Below are 16,918 nucleotides of genomic sequence, written 5' to 3' on the forward strand. Positions count from 1 at the left end.
CGGTGTGTCATTCAACGCAATGGGTGCCTGATACGACACTTTCGCGAGCAAGCCCGCTGCCACATTTGGAGTGGGTTGTGTCAGCTGTCTTCTTCTATGTCCAGCAGGAGGTTTTCCAGTGCCTCTTTATAGGCGCCCGGATCCTGCCACATGCCGCGTTGCTGCGCTTCGAGCATGCGCTCGGTCATGTCGCGCAGGGCATGCGGGTTATGTTCGCGGACAAACTCACGTGTCGCCGGGTCGAGCAGATACGCATCGGCAAGCAGCGCGTATTGATGATCGTCGATCAACTGCGTGGTCGCATCGAATGCGAACAGGTTATCGACCGTCGCCGCCAACTCGAATGCGCCTTTATAGCCGTGGCGTTTGACCCCGTCGATCCATTTCGGATTCGCCGCCCGCGAGCGGATCACCCGATTCAGCTCTTCTTTGAGCGTGCGAATCCTTGGCAGATCAGGCTGGCTGTGATCGCCGTGATAACTGGCGGCGGCCTCTCCACGCAGGCTTTCCACGGCGGCGAGCATGCCGCCCTGGAATTGGTAATAGTCGTTGGAATCGAGCAAGTCGTGTTCGCGATTGTCCTGATTCTGCAGGACGGCCTGCACCTGACTCAGGCGCTGGACGAATTGCTCGCGGGCGGCGGTGCCCTCGTCGGCACCGCCATAGGCGTAGGCGCCCCAGTTCAGATACACCTCGGCGAGGTCTTCGCGGGTTTGCCACAGACGCCCATCAATCGCGCCCTGCACGCCCGCGCCGTAAGCACCGGGTTTGGCGCCGAAGATCCGCCAGCCGGCCTGACGCCGCGCAGTGTCTTCGTCGAGGCCCGATTGCAGCAGCGCCTCGCGCTCGGCGCGCACTTTGGCGGCGAGTGGATTGAGATCGTCCGGCTCGTCCAGCGCGGCGACCGCTTGCACGGCGGCATCGAACAGGCGAATCAGGTTGGCGAAGGCATCGCGGAAGAATCCCGAGACTCGCAGCGTGACATCGACGCGTGGACGGTCGAGCAGACTTAGCGGCAGAATCTCGAAATCATCGACACGCTGACTGCCCGTCGCCCACACCGGGCGCACGCCCATCAGGGCCATGGCCTGCGCAATATCGTCGCCGCCGGTGCGCATGGTCGCCGTGCCCCAGACGGACAGCCCGAGCTGGCGCAGGTGATCGCCGTGATCCTGCAAGTGCCGCTCAAGAATCAGCGTCGCCGACTGGAAACCGATGCGCCAGGCGGTGGTGGTCGGCAGGTTGCGCACGTCCACCGAGTAGAAATTGCGCCCGGTCGGCAGCACGTCGAGCCGGCCGCGACTGGGTGCGCCGCTGGGGCCGGCGGGGACGAAACGGCCGCTGAGGGCATCGAGCAAACCGCGCATTTCAGCGGGGCCGCAGGCATCGAGGCGTGGGGCGACGACGTCGCGCAGATTGTCGATGATCGCATTGACCTCCGCCCACTGCGGTCCCAGTGGGAGCGGGCTTGCTCGCGAAGGCGTCGTGTCAGTCGGTATGGATTTATCTGAACCACCGCCTTCGCGAGCAAGCCCGCTCCCACAGGGAGGTTGCAGGGTTTGGGAGATCAGTTCGGTGGCGAACAGTTCGAGGCGTTCGCGGGTGTCGCCGGCGGTGCGCCAGGCTTCCTCGCTTTGCGATTGCAGTTCAACCGGTCGCGGGCCAGTCCAGGGTTCGGCCAGCGCGCAGTCGAGCGGATCGAAGCCGAGTGCGAACGCTTTGGCCAAGGCTCGCAGCACACTCGATTGCGCGCCTTTGCCGTCGCCACGCGGAATGCGTAGCAGCGCCAGCAAGGTATCAATGCGCAAGCGCCCGGTTGGCGATTCACCGAAAATGTGCAAACCATCGCGAATCTGCGATTCCTTCAGATCACACAGATACGTATCCAGACGCGGCAGCCAGATCGCCGCATCGGCGTCACTGTCCAGGCCGGCATCGAGTTGCAGTTCACGATCGATCTGCGTGTCTCGCACCAATTGCAGAATATCGCGCTGTAACTCGCGGGCACGACGCGGATCGAGCAGTTGCGCTTCGTAATATTCGTCGGCGAGCAATTCCAGATTACGCAGCGGGCCGTAGGTCTCGGCGCGGGTCAGCGGCGGCATCAAGTGATCGATGATCACCGCTTGCGTACGTCGCTTGGCCTGAGCGCCCTCGCCCGGGTCGTTGACGATAAACGGATAGATGTTCGGCAGCGGCCCGAGCAGCGCGTCCGGCCAGCAATTCTCCGACAGTCCGACGCCTTTACCCGGCAGCCACTCGAGGTTGCCGTGCTTGCCGACATGGATCACGCCGTGGGCGCCGTAGGTGTTGCGCAACCAGAAATAAAACGCCAGATAAGCGTGCGGCGGCACCAGATCCGGGTCGTGATAGACCGCGCTCGGATCCACCTGATAACCGCGCGCAGGCTGAATCCCGACGAAAGTCAGACCGAATCGCAGCCCGGCGATCATCATTCGCCCGTCGCGATACATCGGGTCGTTTTGCGGCGCGCCCCAACGCTCGAACACGGCGTCACGATTGGCTGGCGGCAGTGCATTGAACATCGTCAGGTAATCGTCCATTGCCAGGCTTTGCTGGCACGGGCGCAGGTCAATCGTGTCGAGATCATTGCTGACGCCACCGAGTAATTGCTCGATCAACGCGGTGCCGCTGTCCGGCAGTTCGGCCGCTAACGGATAACCCTGTTGCTGCAATGCCCGCAGGATATTCAGCGCCGCCGCCGGTGTATCGAGGCCGACGCCGTTGCCGATGCGTCCGTCGCGGGTCGGATAGTTGGCGAGGATCAGCGCGATACGCTTTTCAGCGTTCGGCACCCGTGCCAGCTCGATCCAGCGCCGCGCCAGTTCGGCGACGAAATCCATGCGCTCGGGCTGCGCGCGATAGCAGACCACATCGGACTGACTGCGCTCGCTGCGCCAGGCCAGATCCTTGAAGCTGATCGGCCGGCTGATGATGCGCCCGTCGAGTTCCGGCAAGGCAATGTGCATCGCCAGATCGCGTGGACCGAGGCCCTGTTCGCTGGCGCGCCAGCCGGGTTCGTTGTCCTGCGCGCAAATTGCCTGAATCACCGGGATATTGCGGCGAAACGGCCGCAGATGGGGTGCTTCCGGGCTGGATTGGGCGAAACCGGTGGTGTTGAGAATGACCCCGGCCTCGACTTCGTCCAGCCAGTCCTCGACCACCGCCAGGCAGCTGGGCTCTTTCAGGCTGGCCACGGCGACTGGCAACGGGTTAAGCCCCGCCGCCTGCAAGCGCTGGCAGAAAACATCAATGAATGCGGTGTTCGCCGCTTGCAGGTGCGAGCGGTAAAACAGCACCGCCGCGACCGGATTTTCGGGCAGCCATTCGGCTTGCCAGTCAATCAGTGCAGCGGAGGTTTTGTTCGGGTGATAAATCGCTGTGCGTGGCAGGGTTTGCGGCTCGTCCCACGGGTAATCACGCGCGAGCCAACGGCTGGCCAGACAGCGGAAAAAATCCAGCGCGTTGGCCATGCCGCCCTGACGCAAAAACTGCCAGAGCCGGTCGCGATCCTCGGCGTTGACGGTGCTCAAGTCGCTGAGCTCCGGATCGGGACGGTCATCGCCCGGCACCAGAATCACCTGCACACCTCGCTCGGCCAACTCGACCAGACGCTCGACACCGTAACGCCAATAAGCAATGCCACCGTGCAGCGAAATCAAAATCACCTTGGCGTGGCGCAGCACTTCATCGACGTACAGGTCGACCGACGCGTGATTCTGCACCTGCATCGGATTGGCCAGACGCAGGCTCGGGTAATCCTCGGGCAATTGCTGCGCGGCTTCGGCGAGCAGCGCCAGGCTGGAATCGCCGCTGCACAGGATCACCAGCTCGGCGGGGGTTTGTCCAAGGTCGGCAATGTTGTCATCCGAGACGAATCCGCCGGGCTGGGTCCTGAGCAGGTGCATGGCTTAAACGCTGAGCGCGGCGCGCAGTTGCGCTTCGAGTTGCACCGCGTCGAGTTGCTGACCGATCAACACCAGACGCGTGACGCGCGCTTCATCGGTGCCCCACTGACGGTCGAAATGCTTGTCGAAACGCGTGCCGACACCCTGGATCAGCAGGCGCATTGGCTTGTTCGGAATGGCTGCGAAGCCTTTGACGCGCAGGATGCCGTGCTTGACCACCAGTTGCGTCAGCGCGTCGAGCAGCAGGCTTTCTTCGGCTTGCGGCAGTTCGATGGAGATCGAATCGAAGGCGTCGTGATCGTGGTCATCGTGGTCATCATCGCCTTCACCATGGTGGTGATCGTGATGGCTGTGACGGCTGTCGATGTGTTCCTCGGAACCGGCGCCGAGGCCGATCAGCACGTCGAGTGGCAGACGACCGTTGCTGGCTTCGATGATTTTCACCGCTGGCGGCAGCTCTTCGGCGACTTCTGCACGCACGCGAGCGAGGTCTTCCGGGCTGGTCTGGTCGGCCTTGTTGAGGATCACCAGGTCGGCGCTGGCCAGTTGGTCGGCGAACAGTTCGTGCAGCGGCGACTCATGATCGAGGTTCGGGTCGAGTTTGCGCTGGGCATCGACCTGATCCGGGAACGCGGCGAAAGTGCCAGCGGCCACGGCCGGGCTGTCGACCACGGTAATCACTGCGTCAACGGTGCAGGCGCTGCGGATTTCCGGCCACTGGAAGGCTTGCACCAGAGGTTTTGGCAGGGCCAGGCCCGAGGTTTCGATGAGGATGTGGTCTAGGTCGCCGCGACGCGCGACCAATTCGCGCATCACCGGGAAGAATTCTTCCTGAACGGTGCAGCACAGGCAGCCGTTGGCCAGTTCATAAACGCGGCCAACCGCTTCTTCTTCGGTGCAACCGATGGAGCATTGCTTGAGGATTTCACCGTCGATGCCCAACTCGCCAAACTCGTTGACGATCACCGCGATGCGACGCCCCTGAGCGTTGTCGAGCATGTGCCGCAGCAGCGTGGTTTTGCCCGAGCCGAGGAAGCCGGTAACGATAGTGACGGGGAGTTTGGCCAGTGTTTTCATCGGTATGCCCTTTGGCAAGCGGCGGGCATACGGGACGAGAACCGGCAACGCGCGTGCGTGCCCGGAGAGTTCGCCACCGGATCACCCCGCCCGGTTGAATTGAGAATCTGTGACGAGGCAGGTCTCCTGGCTGACGGCGTTCAGGCGCGGGGCCTGGCGTTTGCTGCGCCTTCCCGCGGGCTCATCGATTGAGCTGGCAGTGGCGTGGCAGCGAACATCGCCGTTCACAGTTGCGGGGGCAGCCGCGGCATTGACCGCGTTCCCTTCTTAGCTTCGACAGGTGTCAAAGAACCTCGAAAGCGCAAGGCTACGCATGGCTTGCTTATGGGTCAATGTTTGGGTTTTTTTGGATTGGGAGCATATCCGTTGCTGCGGGTGCGGCCGCTGGCGGTTTCGCTCTTACAGCGAGTCACCTTTTCCAAACGCCGAAAAGGTAACCCAAAAGGCTTTGCCCCGGCGTACGGCACTTCGCTGAGGCTCAGTGTTCCCTCGCTACGGTGTCCATCCGGGGGCATCGCCTACGGTTTGCTTCGCTGCACCTCCTCTCGATGTGTTCGACTTCGTCGAACGGCGCTGCGCGCCTATCCCCCGGATGAACACCTCCGCTCGGCCTGCCGAAGGGGCAAAAAAGCCAGATCAAAAGCCAGATCAAGAGCCCCTCACCCTAGCCCTCTCCCGGAGGGAGAGGGGACTGACCGAGGTGATTGCGAGAGATACGCCGACGTGCGATACCGCGTTGAACTCAGATTCTGAAAAGCCCACAAATCGGCTCCCTCTCCCTCGGGAGAGGGCTGGGCGGGCGGCGTTCCGATGAGGGGCAGCAACAACGCAAATCAAAAGCCGAACACCCGCGCTCCTCACCACTCAATAGGCCGAGTGTCAGCTCGCCTGCTTTTGATCTTGATCCACGAGCGACGTCGGAAGGCTGAGTGGAGGGATTGATCCGGGGGTGGGAGCGCAGCGACCGTTTGGCGCAGCCAAACACAGCGAGAGGAGGTGCAGCGAAGCAAACCGTAGACGCTGCGCCCGGATCGATCCCGCAGCGAAGGAACCCCGAGCCCCAGCGAGCGGGCCGCACGCAGGAGCAAGCCTTTTTAGTTACTTTTTCGGCGCCTGGAAAAAGTGACCCGCCGTAAGGGCGGAACCCTAAGAAGCCGTTACCGCAGCAACGGATCCACCCACAAAATTGACTAAAATCCCCAACCCATGCTCTCCTACACAACTTGTTACGGGTGCCCTTCACAGGGTGAAACGGGAAACCGGTGAATCATGTGCTTTACTCAAAGCCATGTCAGTCCGGTGCTGCCCCCGCAACGGTAAGCGAGCGAAGCGTCAAATCCACTGTGCCGATACGGCATGGGAAGGTGACGCTTGCAGGTCGGCCTGACGCCAACCCCTCGTGAGCCCGGAGACCGGCCCGCAACACACAGTGCGCATTTTGCGTCGCTGAACATAACAAACCCGCGGTGGGCGGGCGCTGTTCGAACCCCTGCGTGCTCGACCCGCAGGGGTTTTATGCGCTCTATATCACCCGCTGACATTCCAGAGGGAAGCGCCATGTCGATCATCAGCAGCACCGGCAGCAACACGGACAAAATTTCCACCACCACGACCCTGAGCCAGCGTCTGACCGCCGCAGTCTTCGCGTCGATTCTGGGTGCCAGCCTGGTCTATTTCGCCGGTTTCTCGCATATCGAAGCAGTGCACAACGCCGCGCACGATACCCGCCACAGCGCCGCGTTCCCGTGCCACTGAGACCTGCCGACATGATCAAGCGAATTGCCCAAACTGCAGGTTTCACCGGCCTGCTGGCCGCCCTGCTCCTCACCCTGCTGCAAAGCTTCTGGGTTTCACCGCTGATTCTCCAGGCCGAAACCTTCGAGAAATCCGCACCGGTTGCCGAAGTCCACGAACACACCGCTGGCGCCGCCGCGCACACTCATGATGCCGAAGCCTGGGAGCCTGAAGACGGTTGGCAGCGCGTGGTTTCGACCACCGGCGGCAATCTGGTGGTTGCGGTCGGTTTCGCCCTGATTCTCGCGGGTCTGTACACCCTGCGCGCGCCGACCAAAACCTCGCAAGGCCTGCTCTGGGGTCTGGCCGGTTATGCCACTTTCGTCCTCGCGCCGACTTTGGGTCTGCCGCCTGAATTGCCGGGCACCGCTGCCGCTGATCTGGCATCGCGCCAGATGTGGTGGATCGGCACTGCCGCGTCTACGGCTGTCGGCCTGTCGCTGATCGTGTTCAGTCGTCACTGGCTGATGAAAATCCTCGGCGTGGCCATTCTTGCCGTGCCGCACGTGATCGGCGCTCCGCAACCGGAAGTCCATTCGATGCTCGCTCCCGAAGCATTGGAAGCACAGTTCAAAATCGCTTCGCAGTTGACCAACGTGGCGTTCTGGCTGGCCTTGGGCCTGATCAGTGCCTGGTTGTTCCGCCGCAAAAGTGATGGTCAATACCACGCATGACGACTGCCGGCGCAGCGCCGACCCTGGTGGTCGGCCTGGGCTGCCAGCGCGGCTGCCCCGCCAGCACGCTGCGCGCGTTGCTTGACCAGGCGTTGCAAGCCCATCGCATTGAACTGCAAGCGGTCAAAGCCCTGGCCAGTATCGACTTGAAACGCGATGAGCCCGGTTTGCAGGAACTCGCCGCACAACTGGCGCTGCCGCTGCTGTACTTCAGCAGTGCAGAACTGGCCAGTTATCAGCAGCAACTCAGCCACCATTCACAAATCGCCTACGAGCGCACCGGTTGTTACGGTGTGGCAGAAAGCGCGGCGTTGGCACTCGCTGAACAGCTGATCCAGGCGCCGGCAAAACTGCTGATTTCCCGGCAAAAATACGCTCAGGCTACGTTGGCATTGGCCGGTGCAGCGTAAAATCCCGATAATCTCCCCGTTTGATCATGAGCAATCTTCATCTGAAGCATTGCCCTGCCCCGTTTTTCACAGGATTTCTTCATGACCGTCTACTTCATCGGCGCCGGCCCCGGCGACCCGGAATTGATCACCGTCAAAGGCCAGCGGTTGATCCGCAGCTGCCCGGTGATCATCTATGCAGGCTCGCTGGTGCCAGCAGCGGTGCTGGACGGTCATCAGGCGCAAACGCTGGTCAATAGCGCCGAACTGCATCTGGAACAGATCATCGACCTGATCAAGTCTGCCCATGAAAAAGGCCAGGACGTGGCTCGGGTGCATTCCGGCGATCCGAGTCTGTATGGCGCGATTGGCGAGCAGATTCGCTATTTGCGCGAGCTGAACATCCCGTTCGAAATCATTCCCGGGGTAACCGCGACGGCGGCGTGTGCGGCGTTACTGGGTGCCGAACTGACCCTGCCGGATGTCTCGCAAAGCGTGATCCTGACCCGCTACGCGGATAAAACCGCGATGCCAGCCGGCGAAGAACTCGCCAGCCTGGCGCAGCACGGCGCGACCATGGCGATTCATTTGGGGGTGAACCATCTGCAGAAGATTCTGGTAGAGCTGTTGCCGCACTACGGCGCGGATTGCCCGATTGCGGTGATTCACCGGGCGACATGGCCCGATCAGGATTGGGTGGTGGGGACACTGGCGGATATTGCCGGGAAGGTTGAAGCCAAGGGGTTTCGGCGTACGGCGTTGATTCTGGTTGGGCGTGTGCTGGGCAGTGAAGTGTTCAGCGAATCATCGTTGTATCGTGCCGGGCATGCGCACCTTTACAGGCCATGAATTGGAACGCGGAGCGTCCCGGGCTGCATTCCCACGCAGAGCGTGGGAGCGATCAAAAGGTCCCCTTCGCGAGCAGGCTCGCTCCCACATTTGATTGCATTCCAAAGGTGGGAGCGAGCCTGCTCGCGAAGGCGTCGGTGCATTTCACCCATAAAAAAACGGCGCTCACGGGGCGCCGTTTTTCATGTCCGCAGTGAACACCTTACTCAGTAGTAGGCGTTTTCTTTCTGCGTGTGGTCGGTTACGTCGCGAACGCCCTTCAACTCCGGGATGCGCTCAAGCAACGTGCGCTCGATGCCTTCCTTCAGAGTGACGTCGGCCTGACCGCAGCCCTGGCAACCACCGCCGAACTGCAGCACGGCAATGCCGTCTTCAACCACATCGATCAGGCTGACCTGACCGCCGTGGCTAGCGAGCCCCGGGTTGATTTCGGTTTGCAGGTAGTAGTTGATGCGCTCGTTGACCGGGCTGTCGGCGTTGACCATCGGTACTTTGGCGTTTGGCGCCTTGATGGTCAGCTGGCCGCCCATGCGGTCGGTGGCGTAATCGACAACGGCGTCGTCGAGAAACGCTTCGCTGAAGTGATCGATATAGGCGGTGAAGCTTTTCAGCCCCAGCGCGGTGTCTTCAGGTTTTTCTTCGCCCGGCTTGCAGTAGGCAATGCAGGTTTCGGCGTACTGGGTGCCAGGCTGGGTGATGAAGACGCGGATGCCGATGCCCGGGGTGTTCTGCTTGGAGAGCAGATCAGCCAGGTAATCGTGGGCGGCGTCGGTAATGGTAATAGCGGTCATGGAAACTCCTCGCAGGCTTGGGCGCAGTTTACGCCAATCGTTGCGCCGGACAAAGTCCTAGTATTTTTGTCGGGAAAGATTCTCGTCGGCCGCGCCATCGACCCGCGCCTTGAGCCAGCGATAACTGCGCTTTTCCACCCATTCGTAGCTCAGCCACGAGCCAACGCCAATCGCCAGCGCACACACAACAAACATCAGATACGGGTTGATGGCGTAGCGCTGCGCAATGAACCCACCCGCTGACAGCACCAGAACGTGCATCAGATACACCGAATAGGAGCAGTCGCCGAGTAGTTTCAGCACCCGGCTGCGCTCGACATAACGCTCAAGTGAAATGCACGCCATTACCAGCACGGCGCTCGGCACGCCCCAGTTGAACAGCCTTGGTGCCGGTGCCCAGTGGTAGATCGTCAGCAGTGCCGCGCCAATCGCCAGCAGCGGCAACCACAGGCCGGCGCCGATCCAGCCCCGGCGATAAAGCATGCCGATGCCGATCCCCAGCAAGAACTCATAAACAATGTCCGACCGATAGAACTCGCTGATCCAGCCAAACCCGGTCCAGGCTTGCGAAACGGCAAACAGCAATGCCGCAACCACCAACAGGCGTACCTGCAAGCGAAACAGCAGCGCCCAGGCAAACAGCACGTAGAAGAGCATTTCGTAATTGAGTGTCCAGCCGACATTCAGTGTCGGGTAGAACCCGTATCCGCCGGGGTTTTCGGTGGGAATGAACAGCAATGACAGCAGCAGATGCGCCCAGTCCACGCTCTGGTCCGGCAGCAACGGCTGGGCAAACACCACCAGCAGCGCCATCAACAGCGTGTACAGCCAGTACGCCGGGACGATGCGAAACAAGCGGTAGAGCAGAAACCGCGCCGGTGGCAGCGGTTTGTTCTCGGTGGAAAGGAAAATCACCAGACCGCTGATGACGAAGAAAATGTCGACGCCCACCGCGCCTTTGTCGATAAACAGCTGGCCAACCGGCCCACGTGCCTGGAAGTCGAAGAAAATCTGCATGAAGTGGTGGCAGACCACCGTCCACGCCGCAAGCGCACGCAGGGCCTGCACTGAAATCAACATCGCCCGCTCTCCCGGTCTCGACTAACCCCTGTAGGAGCTGCGGCACGCTGCGATCTTTTGATTTTTGGTTTTCAAGATCAAAAGATCGCAGCCTCGTTTCACTCGACAGCTCCTACACGGGGGATTTGTGTTGGTGCTGATAGGTGGGACAGCGGGTGGGTGGCAAAAGATCAAAGATTCTCGTAGCGGTTCATGTCCAGCACACCCTCTTCCACCGGGTCGGTTTCGTGCAGGTACTGGCTCAGGTCATGGAAATAGAACCAGAACTGCGGATGGCTGCGACGAATCCCCCAACGCTCGACGATTTTCTCGAAACGGTTGGCGTCCTTGGCGTTCTCCATCGCATCGACGAACGCAGGCACCTGATCGGCCGGAATGTTGAAAATGAAATTCGGGTAGCTGCTGAGCACGCCCGGGTAAATGGTCAACGTGTCCAGCCCTGGCTGATAACGCAGCGATTCGCCGGTAAGAAACGCGACGTTGCTGTGCGCGCGGTTGCGCAACAGGCTGTACACCTCGCGTTTGCCATCGGCGGTCTCGATGCGCAGCATGGTCGCTTCCGGCAGTTGATCGATCACTTTCAGCCCCGCCGCCGGGCGCGAGGTCAGTCGGCTCAGCGCCTGCTCGGCGTTTTGCAGCGCCGGGGCGATATTCGGCCGCGAGCAATAGGCGCCAGCGCAGCGGTTGATCGGATCCGGTCGCGCATTGAGGTCGCCATAACGCGACAACAGCTGCATGGCGAAGTCGTATTTCGGGTCTTTCTCGTCAAGCTTCAGCGCGCTCGGCTTGTCGTCGTCGATGGATTCGTAATCGAGCCACATCTTGAACTGGCCGCTGCTCTGGTACCAATCGTCGAGGTAATCCTCACGCGAATCGGCGGGCATCAGGCGCAGGAAGTTCTGCTCGGCACCGTTGCGGATCAGGTCGAAGTACAGGCGGGTCTGCGCCTGATGGGAAACGTTGCCGAATACATCGAAGTTGACCGCCAACTGATAATACGTCCGCTCAAGCAACGGATAGTCGAACAGCCACATCGTCTGCGGCACTTCGCCGATCAAACCCTTGGTCACCGAAGCGCTGTCGAAGTGGCGGAAAATGCTCAGCAGCGCGTTGTCATTGCCGGCCCACAGCGTCGACCAGCTCGGCGCCGGTTGATCGGCGTAACTGTCGCGGCGCAGCGCTTCGTATTCATTACGTTTGTCGCGGTAGTTGTGCCACAGGGTCAGCACGCTGCCGACATCGTCGTTCTGCCCCGGCATCGCCAGCAACGGCGTGGCCTGGCCGCGATAGTTCGGGTCGGTGATATAAAGATCGTGTTCCGGCGCCTGGAACAGCGCCCAGAAGTTGTCGCGGATTACGTCAGTCGCGATCTGCCCACGGCATACCGGCCCGCGAATAAAGGTGCGGACGAAGTACTCGGCGTTATCGAGCATGAACTGGTACCGCGCCTGCGCCGGGATCGCCTCGAAGGTGGCGAACGGGTTGGCGCGGCTATTCGGGCCATAACCCGGCAAGGCATTGACCTGCCAATTGCCGCTGTAAAACAGGCTTTTGACCCGTGCCATCTTCGCCGCGCTCAGCGGATAGGTGATGTGGGTTTTATGCACGATCACCCCTTGCACCGGCCACAAGCGGTAATACACCTGGGTGCCCGGATCGTCGTTCGGGCGACGGGTGGCGATCAGGTCGATCGGCTGGCCGCTTGGTGTACGCGAACGCACCCACTGGAAGAAATGCCCCGGCTCGCCGTCCTTGAAATAGATGTGCGCGAGGAACCAGTGTTCGTACAGCCAGCGCCCGACCAGACTGCCACGAGCGCCGGGCATGTTGAGCAGGTTTTCCCACTGGGCGATTTGCAGTGCTTCTTGCGCATTTGGCACCAGGCCTTGCTCGTCAATCGGCGCGCCGGAGGCAAGCCAGCGTTGCAAAGTCTGATATTGCTGATCGGTCAGCCCAGTCACCGCCAGCGGCATGCCTTCTTTCGGATGGGCACCGGCATAGCCTTCAAACTCGGCGGGCAGCGCGCACATGTTTTCGCGGTTCAGACCCAGCACGATGTCTTCCGGCAACTTGGCGTTCGGCGTCAAAGGCGTCTTGTGCCCGAGTTCGAGCATGCGCGCCATCAGCGCCGCCTGACTGCCCTGCGCGTCGAGTACCGAATAGAAGTCTTTTTGCTGCCAGGCACGTTTGCCGAAGGCGTCGTAGAACAGCCGGGTGGTCGGCGCCGCCTGCGTACGCTCGCCGTCATACACCGGCATCTTGCTGGCGCCCCGGGCCGCGCCCTCGCCACTGCCCAGGTTGAGCTGGCAGGCGGAGTCATAGCACGCATGGCAGGCCACGCATTTCTCGGTAAAGATCGGCTGGATATCACGGCTATACGAAATGGCAGGAGAGATCACGGGCTCTTGCGCAACGGCGCCCCAGCTTAAAAACAGCAAGACAATGCTGATGACGCGGTACGACATGCCGGTGATCCCGATCCTGTAAAAACGCCGCGATTCTACAGTATGACGCTCGCACCAACATGAGCGATATTCATGCAAAAGCGCCACATGCTCTAAAAGCGCACAGGTTTGTTATGATCCCGCTCCTTCGTAATGGTCTTTCCGAGTAGTCCAAATGTCCGATCGCAGCGTCCGCCTTCAAGCTCTCAAGCAAGCTCTCAAAGAGCGCATCCTGATACTCGACGGCGGTATGGGCACGATGATCCAGAGCTACAAGCTCGAAGAGCAGGATTATCGCGGCAAACGCTTCGCTGACTGGCCAAGTGACGTCAAGGGCAACAACGACCTGTTGGTGATCACCCGTCCCGATGTGATCGGTGGCATCGAGAAAGCCTACCTGGATGCCGGCGCCGACATTCTGGAAACCAACACCTTCAACGCCACGCGCATTTCCATGGCCGACTACGGCATGGAAGAACTGGCCTACGAGTTAAACGTAGAAGGCGCACGCCTGGCGCGCAAGATTGCCGACGCCAAGACAGCTGAAAACCCGGAAAAACCGCGCTTCGTCGCTGGCGTGCTCGGCCCGACCAGCCGTACCTGCTCGCTGTCGCCGGACGTCAACAACCCGGGCTACCGCAACGTCACCTTTGATGAGCTGGTGGAAAACTACACCGAAGCCACCAAAGGCCTGATCGAGGGCGGCGCCGACCTGATCCTGATCGAAACCATTTTCGACACCCTCAACGCCAAAGCGGCGATCTTCGCCGTGCAAGGCGTGTTCGAAGAGTTGCACATCGAACTGCCGATCATGATTTCCGGCACCATCACCGATGCCTCCGGCCGCACCCTGTCGGGCCAGACCACTGAAGCATTCTGGAACTCCGTCGCGCACGCCAAACCGATCTCGGTCGGCCTCAACTGCGCGCTCGGCGCCAGCGAATTGCGTCCGTATCTGGAAGAGCTGTCGAACAAGGCCAGCACCCACGTTTCCGCGCACCCGAACGCCGGCCTGCCGAACGAGTTCGGCGAGTACGACGAACTGCCGTCGGAAACCGCCAAGGTCATCGAAGAATTTGCCCAGAGCGGCTTCCTCAACATCGTCGGCGGCTGCTGCGGTACCACGCCGGGGCACATCGAAGCCATCGCCAAAGCCGTCGCCGGTTATGCTCCGCGGCAGATTCCGGACATTCCCAAGGCCTGCCGCCTCTCGGGTCTGGAGCCGTTCACCATCGATCGCAGCTCGCTGTTCGTTAACGTCGGCGAGCGCACCAACATTACCGGCTCGGCGAAATTCGCGCGGCTGATCCGTGAAGACAATTACACCGAAGCGCTGGAAGTCGCCCTGCAGCAGGTCGAGGCCGGCGCGCAAGTGATCGACATCAACATGGACGAAGGGATGCTCGATTCGAAGAAGGCCATGGTGACCTTCCTCAATCTGATCGCCGGTGAGCCGGACATCTCCCGCGTACCGATCATGATCGACTCGTCGAAATGGGAAGTCATCGAAGCCGGCCTGAAGTGCATTCAGGGCAAGGGCATCGTCAACTCGATCAGCATGAAAGAAGGCGTCGAGCAGTTCATCCATCACGCCAAACTGTGCAAGCGCTATGGTGCCGCCGTGGTGGTAATGGCGTTCGACGAAGCCGGTCAGGCCGACACCGAAGCGCGCAAGAAAGAAATCTGCAAACGCTCCTACGACATTCTGGTCAACGAAGTCGGCTTCCCGCCGGAAGACATCATCTTCGACCCGAACATCTTCGCGGTTGCCACCGGTATCGAAGAACACAACAACTACGCTGTGGACTTCATCAACGCCTGTGCCTACATCCGCGATGAGCTGCCGTATGCGCTGACGTCGGGCGGCGTGTCCAACGTGTCGTTCTCGTTCCGTGGCAACAACCCGGTGCGTGAAGCCATTCACTCGGTGTTCCTGCTGTACGCGATCCGCAACGGCCTGACCATGGGCATCGTCAACGCCGGTCAGCTGGAGATCTACGACCAGATCCCGGTCGAGTTGCGCGACGCCGTTGAAGACGTGGTGCTCAACCGCACGCCAAACGGCACTGACGCCCTCCTCGCCATTGCCGACAAATACAAGGGCGACGGCAGCGTCAAGGAAGCCGAGACCGAAGAGTGGCGCAGCTGGGAGGTCAACAAGCGCCTCGAGCACGCGCTGGTCAAAGGCATCACCACGCACATCGTTGAAGACACCGAAGAGTCGCGCCAGTCGTTCGCGCGCCCGATCGAAGTGATCGAAGGCCCGTTGATGTCCGGCATGAACATCGTCGGCGACCTGTTTGGCGCCGGTAAAATGTTCCTGCCACAGGTGGTGAAATCCGCCCGTGTGATGAAGCAGGCCGTGGCGCACCTGATCCCGTTCATCGAACTGGAAAAAGGCGACAAACCGGAAGCCAAGGGCAAGATCCTCATGGCCACCGTTAAGGGTGACGTGCACGACATCGGCAAGAACATTGTTGGCGTGGTCCTCGGTTGCAATGGCTACGACATCGTCGACCTCGGCGTGATGGTGCCGGCAGAGAAGATCCTGCAGGTGGCCAAAGAGCAGAAGTGCGACATCATCGGTTTGTCCGGTCTGATCACGCCTTCGCTGGACGAGATGGTCCATGTCGCTCGCGAGATGCAGCGCCAGGATTTCCATCTGCCGCTGATGATCGGTGGCGCCACCACCTCCAAAGCGCACACGGCGGTGAAGATCGAACCGAAGTACAGCAACGATGCGGTGGTTTACGTGACCGATGCCTCGCGTGCGGTCGGCGTGGCGACGCAATTGCTGTCCAAGGAACTGAAGGCCGGTTTCGTCGAAAGAACCCGCGCCGAATACGTTGAAGTACGTGAACGTACCGCCAACCGCAGTGCCCGCACCGAACGCCTGAGCTATGCCGCCGCCATCGCCAAGAAGCCGCAGTTCGACTGGGCGACTTATCAGCCGGTCAAGCCGACCTTCACCGGCAGCAAGGTGCTCGACAACATCGACCTCAAAGTCCTGGCCGAATACATCGACTGGACACCGTTCTTCATCTCCTGGGACCTGGCCGGCAAGTTCCCGCGCATCCTCGAAGACGAAGTGGTCGGTGAGGCCGCTACATCGCTGTACAAAGACGCGCAAGAGATGCTCGCCAAGCTGATCGACGAGAAGCTGATCAGCGCCCGTGCGGTGTTTGGCTTCTGGCCGGCCAACCAGGTGCATGACGACGATATCGAGCTGTACGGCGATGAGGGCCAGCCATTGGCCAAACTGCATCATCTGCGCCAGCAGATCATCAAGACCGACGGCAAGCCGAACTTCTCCCTTGCCGACTTTGTGGCGCCGAAGGACAGCGAAGTGACCGACTACGTCGGTGGTTTCATCACCACCGCCGGCATCGGCGCCGAAGAGGTGGCCAAGGCCTATCAGGACGCTGGCGACGATTACAACTCGATCATGGTCAAAGCCCTCGCCGACCGTCTGGCCGAGGCTTGCGCCGAATGGCTGCACCAGCAAGTGCGTAAAGAGCACTGGGGTTATGCCAAGGACGAAACCCTCGACAACGAAGCGCTGATCAAAGAGCAATACAGCGGCATCCGCCCTGCTCCGGGATATCCGGCCTGCCCGGATCACACCGAGAAAGCTGCGTTGTTTGCGCTGCTCGACCCGGAAGCTGAAGAAATGCGCGCCGGACGCAGCGGCGTGTTCCTCACCGAACACTACGCGATGTTCCCGGCAGCTGCGGTCAGTGGCTGGTACTTCGCCCACCCGCAAGCGCAGTACTTCGCCGTGGGCAAGGTCGACAAGGATCAAGTGCAAAGCTACACCTCGCGCAAAGGCCAGGAGCTGAGCGTAACCGAGCGCTGGCTGGCACCGAACCTCGGCTACGACAACTGATCACA

At 60.9% G+C, this 16,918-nt stretch carries 10 protein-coding genes and 2 riboswitches; of the genes, 5 read left to right on the forward strand and 5 right to left on the reverse strand.

Annotated features, from left to right (window positions below):
* Window positions 1-80: 80 nt before the first annotated feature.
* Both cobN and cobW read right to left on the reverse strand, forming a co-directional pair.
* Window positions 81-3,929 carry a cobaltochelatase subunit CobN gene (cobN, locus tag C2E19_RS16320; RefSeq protein ID WP_129394140.1) on the reverse strand — a complete coding sequence of 1,283 codons (3,849 nt, stop codon included), beginning with the start codon at window positions 3,927-3,929 and terminating at the stop codon, window positions 81-83.
* 3 nt (window positions 3,930-3,932) lie between these two features.
* A complete protein-coding gene (gene cobW, locus C2E19_RS16325) occupies window positions 3,933-5,006 on the reverse strand; it encodes a cobalamin biosynthesis protein CobW (protein ID WP_129394141.1) in 1,074 nt (357 codons plus the stop codon).
* 98 nt (window positions 5,007-5,104) lie between these two features.
* Window positions 5,105-5,317, reverse strand: a riboswitch (cobalamin riboswitch).
* A 902-nt stretch (window positions 5,318-6,219) separates the two neighbouring features.
* Window positions 6,220-6,442, forward strand: a riboswitch (cobalamin riboswitch).
* A gap of 121 nt (window positions 6,443-6,563) precedes the next feature.
* On the opposite strand from cobW, the gene C2E19_RS16330 reads away from it, so the two are divergent.
* The 4 genes from C2E19_RS16330 to cobM all read left to right on the forward strand — a co-directional run bounded on the left by C2E19_RS16330 (window position 6,564) and on the right by cobM (window position 8,712).
* Complete coding sequence (locus C2E19_RS16330) at window positions 6,564-6,761, forward strand: CbtB domain-containing protein (protein ID WP_129394142.1); 198 nt, start codon at window positions 6,564-6,566, stop codon at window positions 6,759-6,761.
* Window positions 6,762-6,772: 11 nt separating this feature from the next.
* On the forward strand, window positions 6,773-7,474 hold the full coding sequence (locus C2E19_RS16335) for a CbtA family protein (protein ID WP_129394143.1): 702 nt from the start codon (window positions 6,773-6,775) through the stop codon (window positions 7,472-7,474).
* Window positions 7,471-7,884 carry a cobalamin biosynthesis protein gene (locus C2E19_RS16340; protein WP_129394144.1) on the forward strand — a complete coding sequence of 138 codons (414 nt, stop codon included), beginning with the start codon at window positions 7,471-7,473 and terminating at the stop codon, window positions 7,882-7,884. Before C2E19_RS16335 ends, C2E19_RS16340 begins: the two co-directional genes overlap by 4 nt.
* Window positions 7,885-7,965: 81 nt before the next feature.
* A complete protein-coding gene (gene cobM, locus C2E19_RS16345; protein WP_129394145.1) occupies window positions 7,966-8,712 on the forward strand; it encodes a precorrin-4 C(11)-methyltransferase in 747 nt (248 codons plus the stop codon).
* A gap of 206 nt (window positions 8,713-8,918) precedes the next feature.
* Here the strand turns inward: cobM and nfuA are convergent, their stop codons facing one another.
* The 3 genes from nfuA to C2E19_RS16360 form a co-directional block, all read right to left on the reverse strand.
* Complete coding sequence (gene nfuA / locus C2E19_RS16350; RefSeq protein WP_007912592.1) at window positions 8,919-9,503, reverse strand: Fe-S biogenesis protein NfuA; 585 nt, start codon at window positions 9,501-9,503, stop codon at window positions 8,919-8,921.
* A gap of 57 nt (window positions 9,504-9,560) precedes the next feature.
* Complete coding sequence (locus C2E19_RS16355; protein WP_129394146.1) at window positions 9,561-10,583, reverse strand: acyltransferase; 1,023 nt, start codon at window positions 10,581-10,583, stop codon at window positions 9,561-9,563.
* Window positions 10,584-10,753: 170 nt separating this feature from the next.
* The gene (locus C2E19_RS16360; protein ID WP_129394147.1) at window positions 10,754-13,048 is read right to left on the reverse strand and encodes a fatty acid cis/trans isomerase; all 2,295 of its coding nucleotides are present in this window, start codon (window positions 13,046-13,048) and stop codon (window positions 10,754-10,756) included.
* A gap of 154 nt (window positions 13,049-13,202) precedes the next feature.
* Here C2E19_RS16360 and metH point away from each other — a divergent pair, with 154 nt between their 5' ends.
* A complete protein-coding gene (gene metH / locus C2E19_RS16365) occupies window positions 13,203-16,913 on the forward strand; it encodes a methionine synthase (protein WP_129394148.1) in 3,711 nt (1,236 codons plus the stop codon).
* Window positions 16,914-16,918: the final 5 nt, after the last annotated feature.

This window comes from Pseudomonas sp. DTU12.3 (assembly GCF_004124275.1).
In the GTDB taxonomy this organism is placed as follows: domain Bacteria; phylum Pseudomonadota; class Gammaproteobacteria; order Pseudomonadales; family Pseudomonadaceae; genus Aquipseudomonas; species Aquipseudomonas helmanticensis.

Bases quoted from the DNA above. Each gene is read 5' to 3' on its own strand.
- cobN (WP_129394140.1), bottom strand. From the start codon at position 3,929: ATGCACCTGCTCAGGACCCAGCCCGGCGGATTCGTCTCGGATGACAAC.
- cobW (WP_129394141.1), bottom strand. From the start codon at position 5,006: ATGAAAACACTGGCCAAACTCCCCGTCACTATCGTTACCGGCTTCCTC.
- C2E19_RS16330 (WP_129394142.1), top strand. From the start codon at position 6,564: ATGTCGATCATCAGCAGCACCGGCAGCAACACGGACAAAATTTCCACC.
- C2E19_RS16335 (WP_129394143.1), top strand. From the start codon at position 6,773: ATGATCAAGCGAATTGCCCAAACTGCAGGTTTCACCGGCCTGCTGGCC.
- C2E19_RS16340 (WP_129394144.1), top strand. From the start codon at position 7,471: ATGACGACTGCCGGCGCAGCGCCGACCCTGGTGGTCGGCCTGGGCTGC.
- cobM (WP_129394145.1), top strand. From the start codon at position 7,966: ATGACCGTCTACTTCATCGGCGCCGGCCCCGGCGACCCGGAATTGATC.
- nfuA (WP_007912592.1), bottom strand. From the start codon at position 9,503: ATGACCGCTATTACCATTACCGACGCCGCCCACGATTACCTGGCTGAT.
- C2E19_RS16355 (WP_129394146.1), bottom strand. From the start codon at position 10,583: ATGTTGATTTCAGTGCAGGCCCTGCGTGCGCTTGCGGCGTGGACGGTG.
- C2E19_RS16360 (WP_129394147.1), bottom strand. From the start codon at position 13,048: ATGTCGTACCGCGTCATCAGCATTGTCTTGCTGTTTTTAAGCTGGGGC.
- metH (WP_129394148.1), top strand. From the start codon at position 13,203: ATGTCCGATCGCAGCGTCCGCCTTCAAGCTCTCAAGCAAGCTCTCAAA.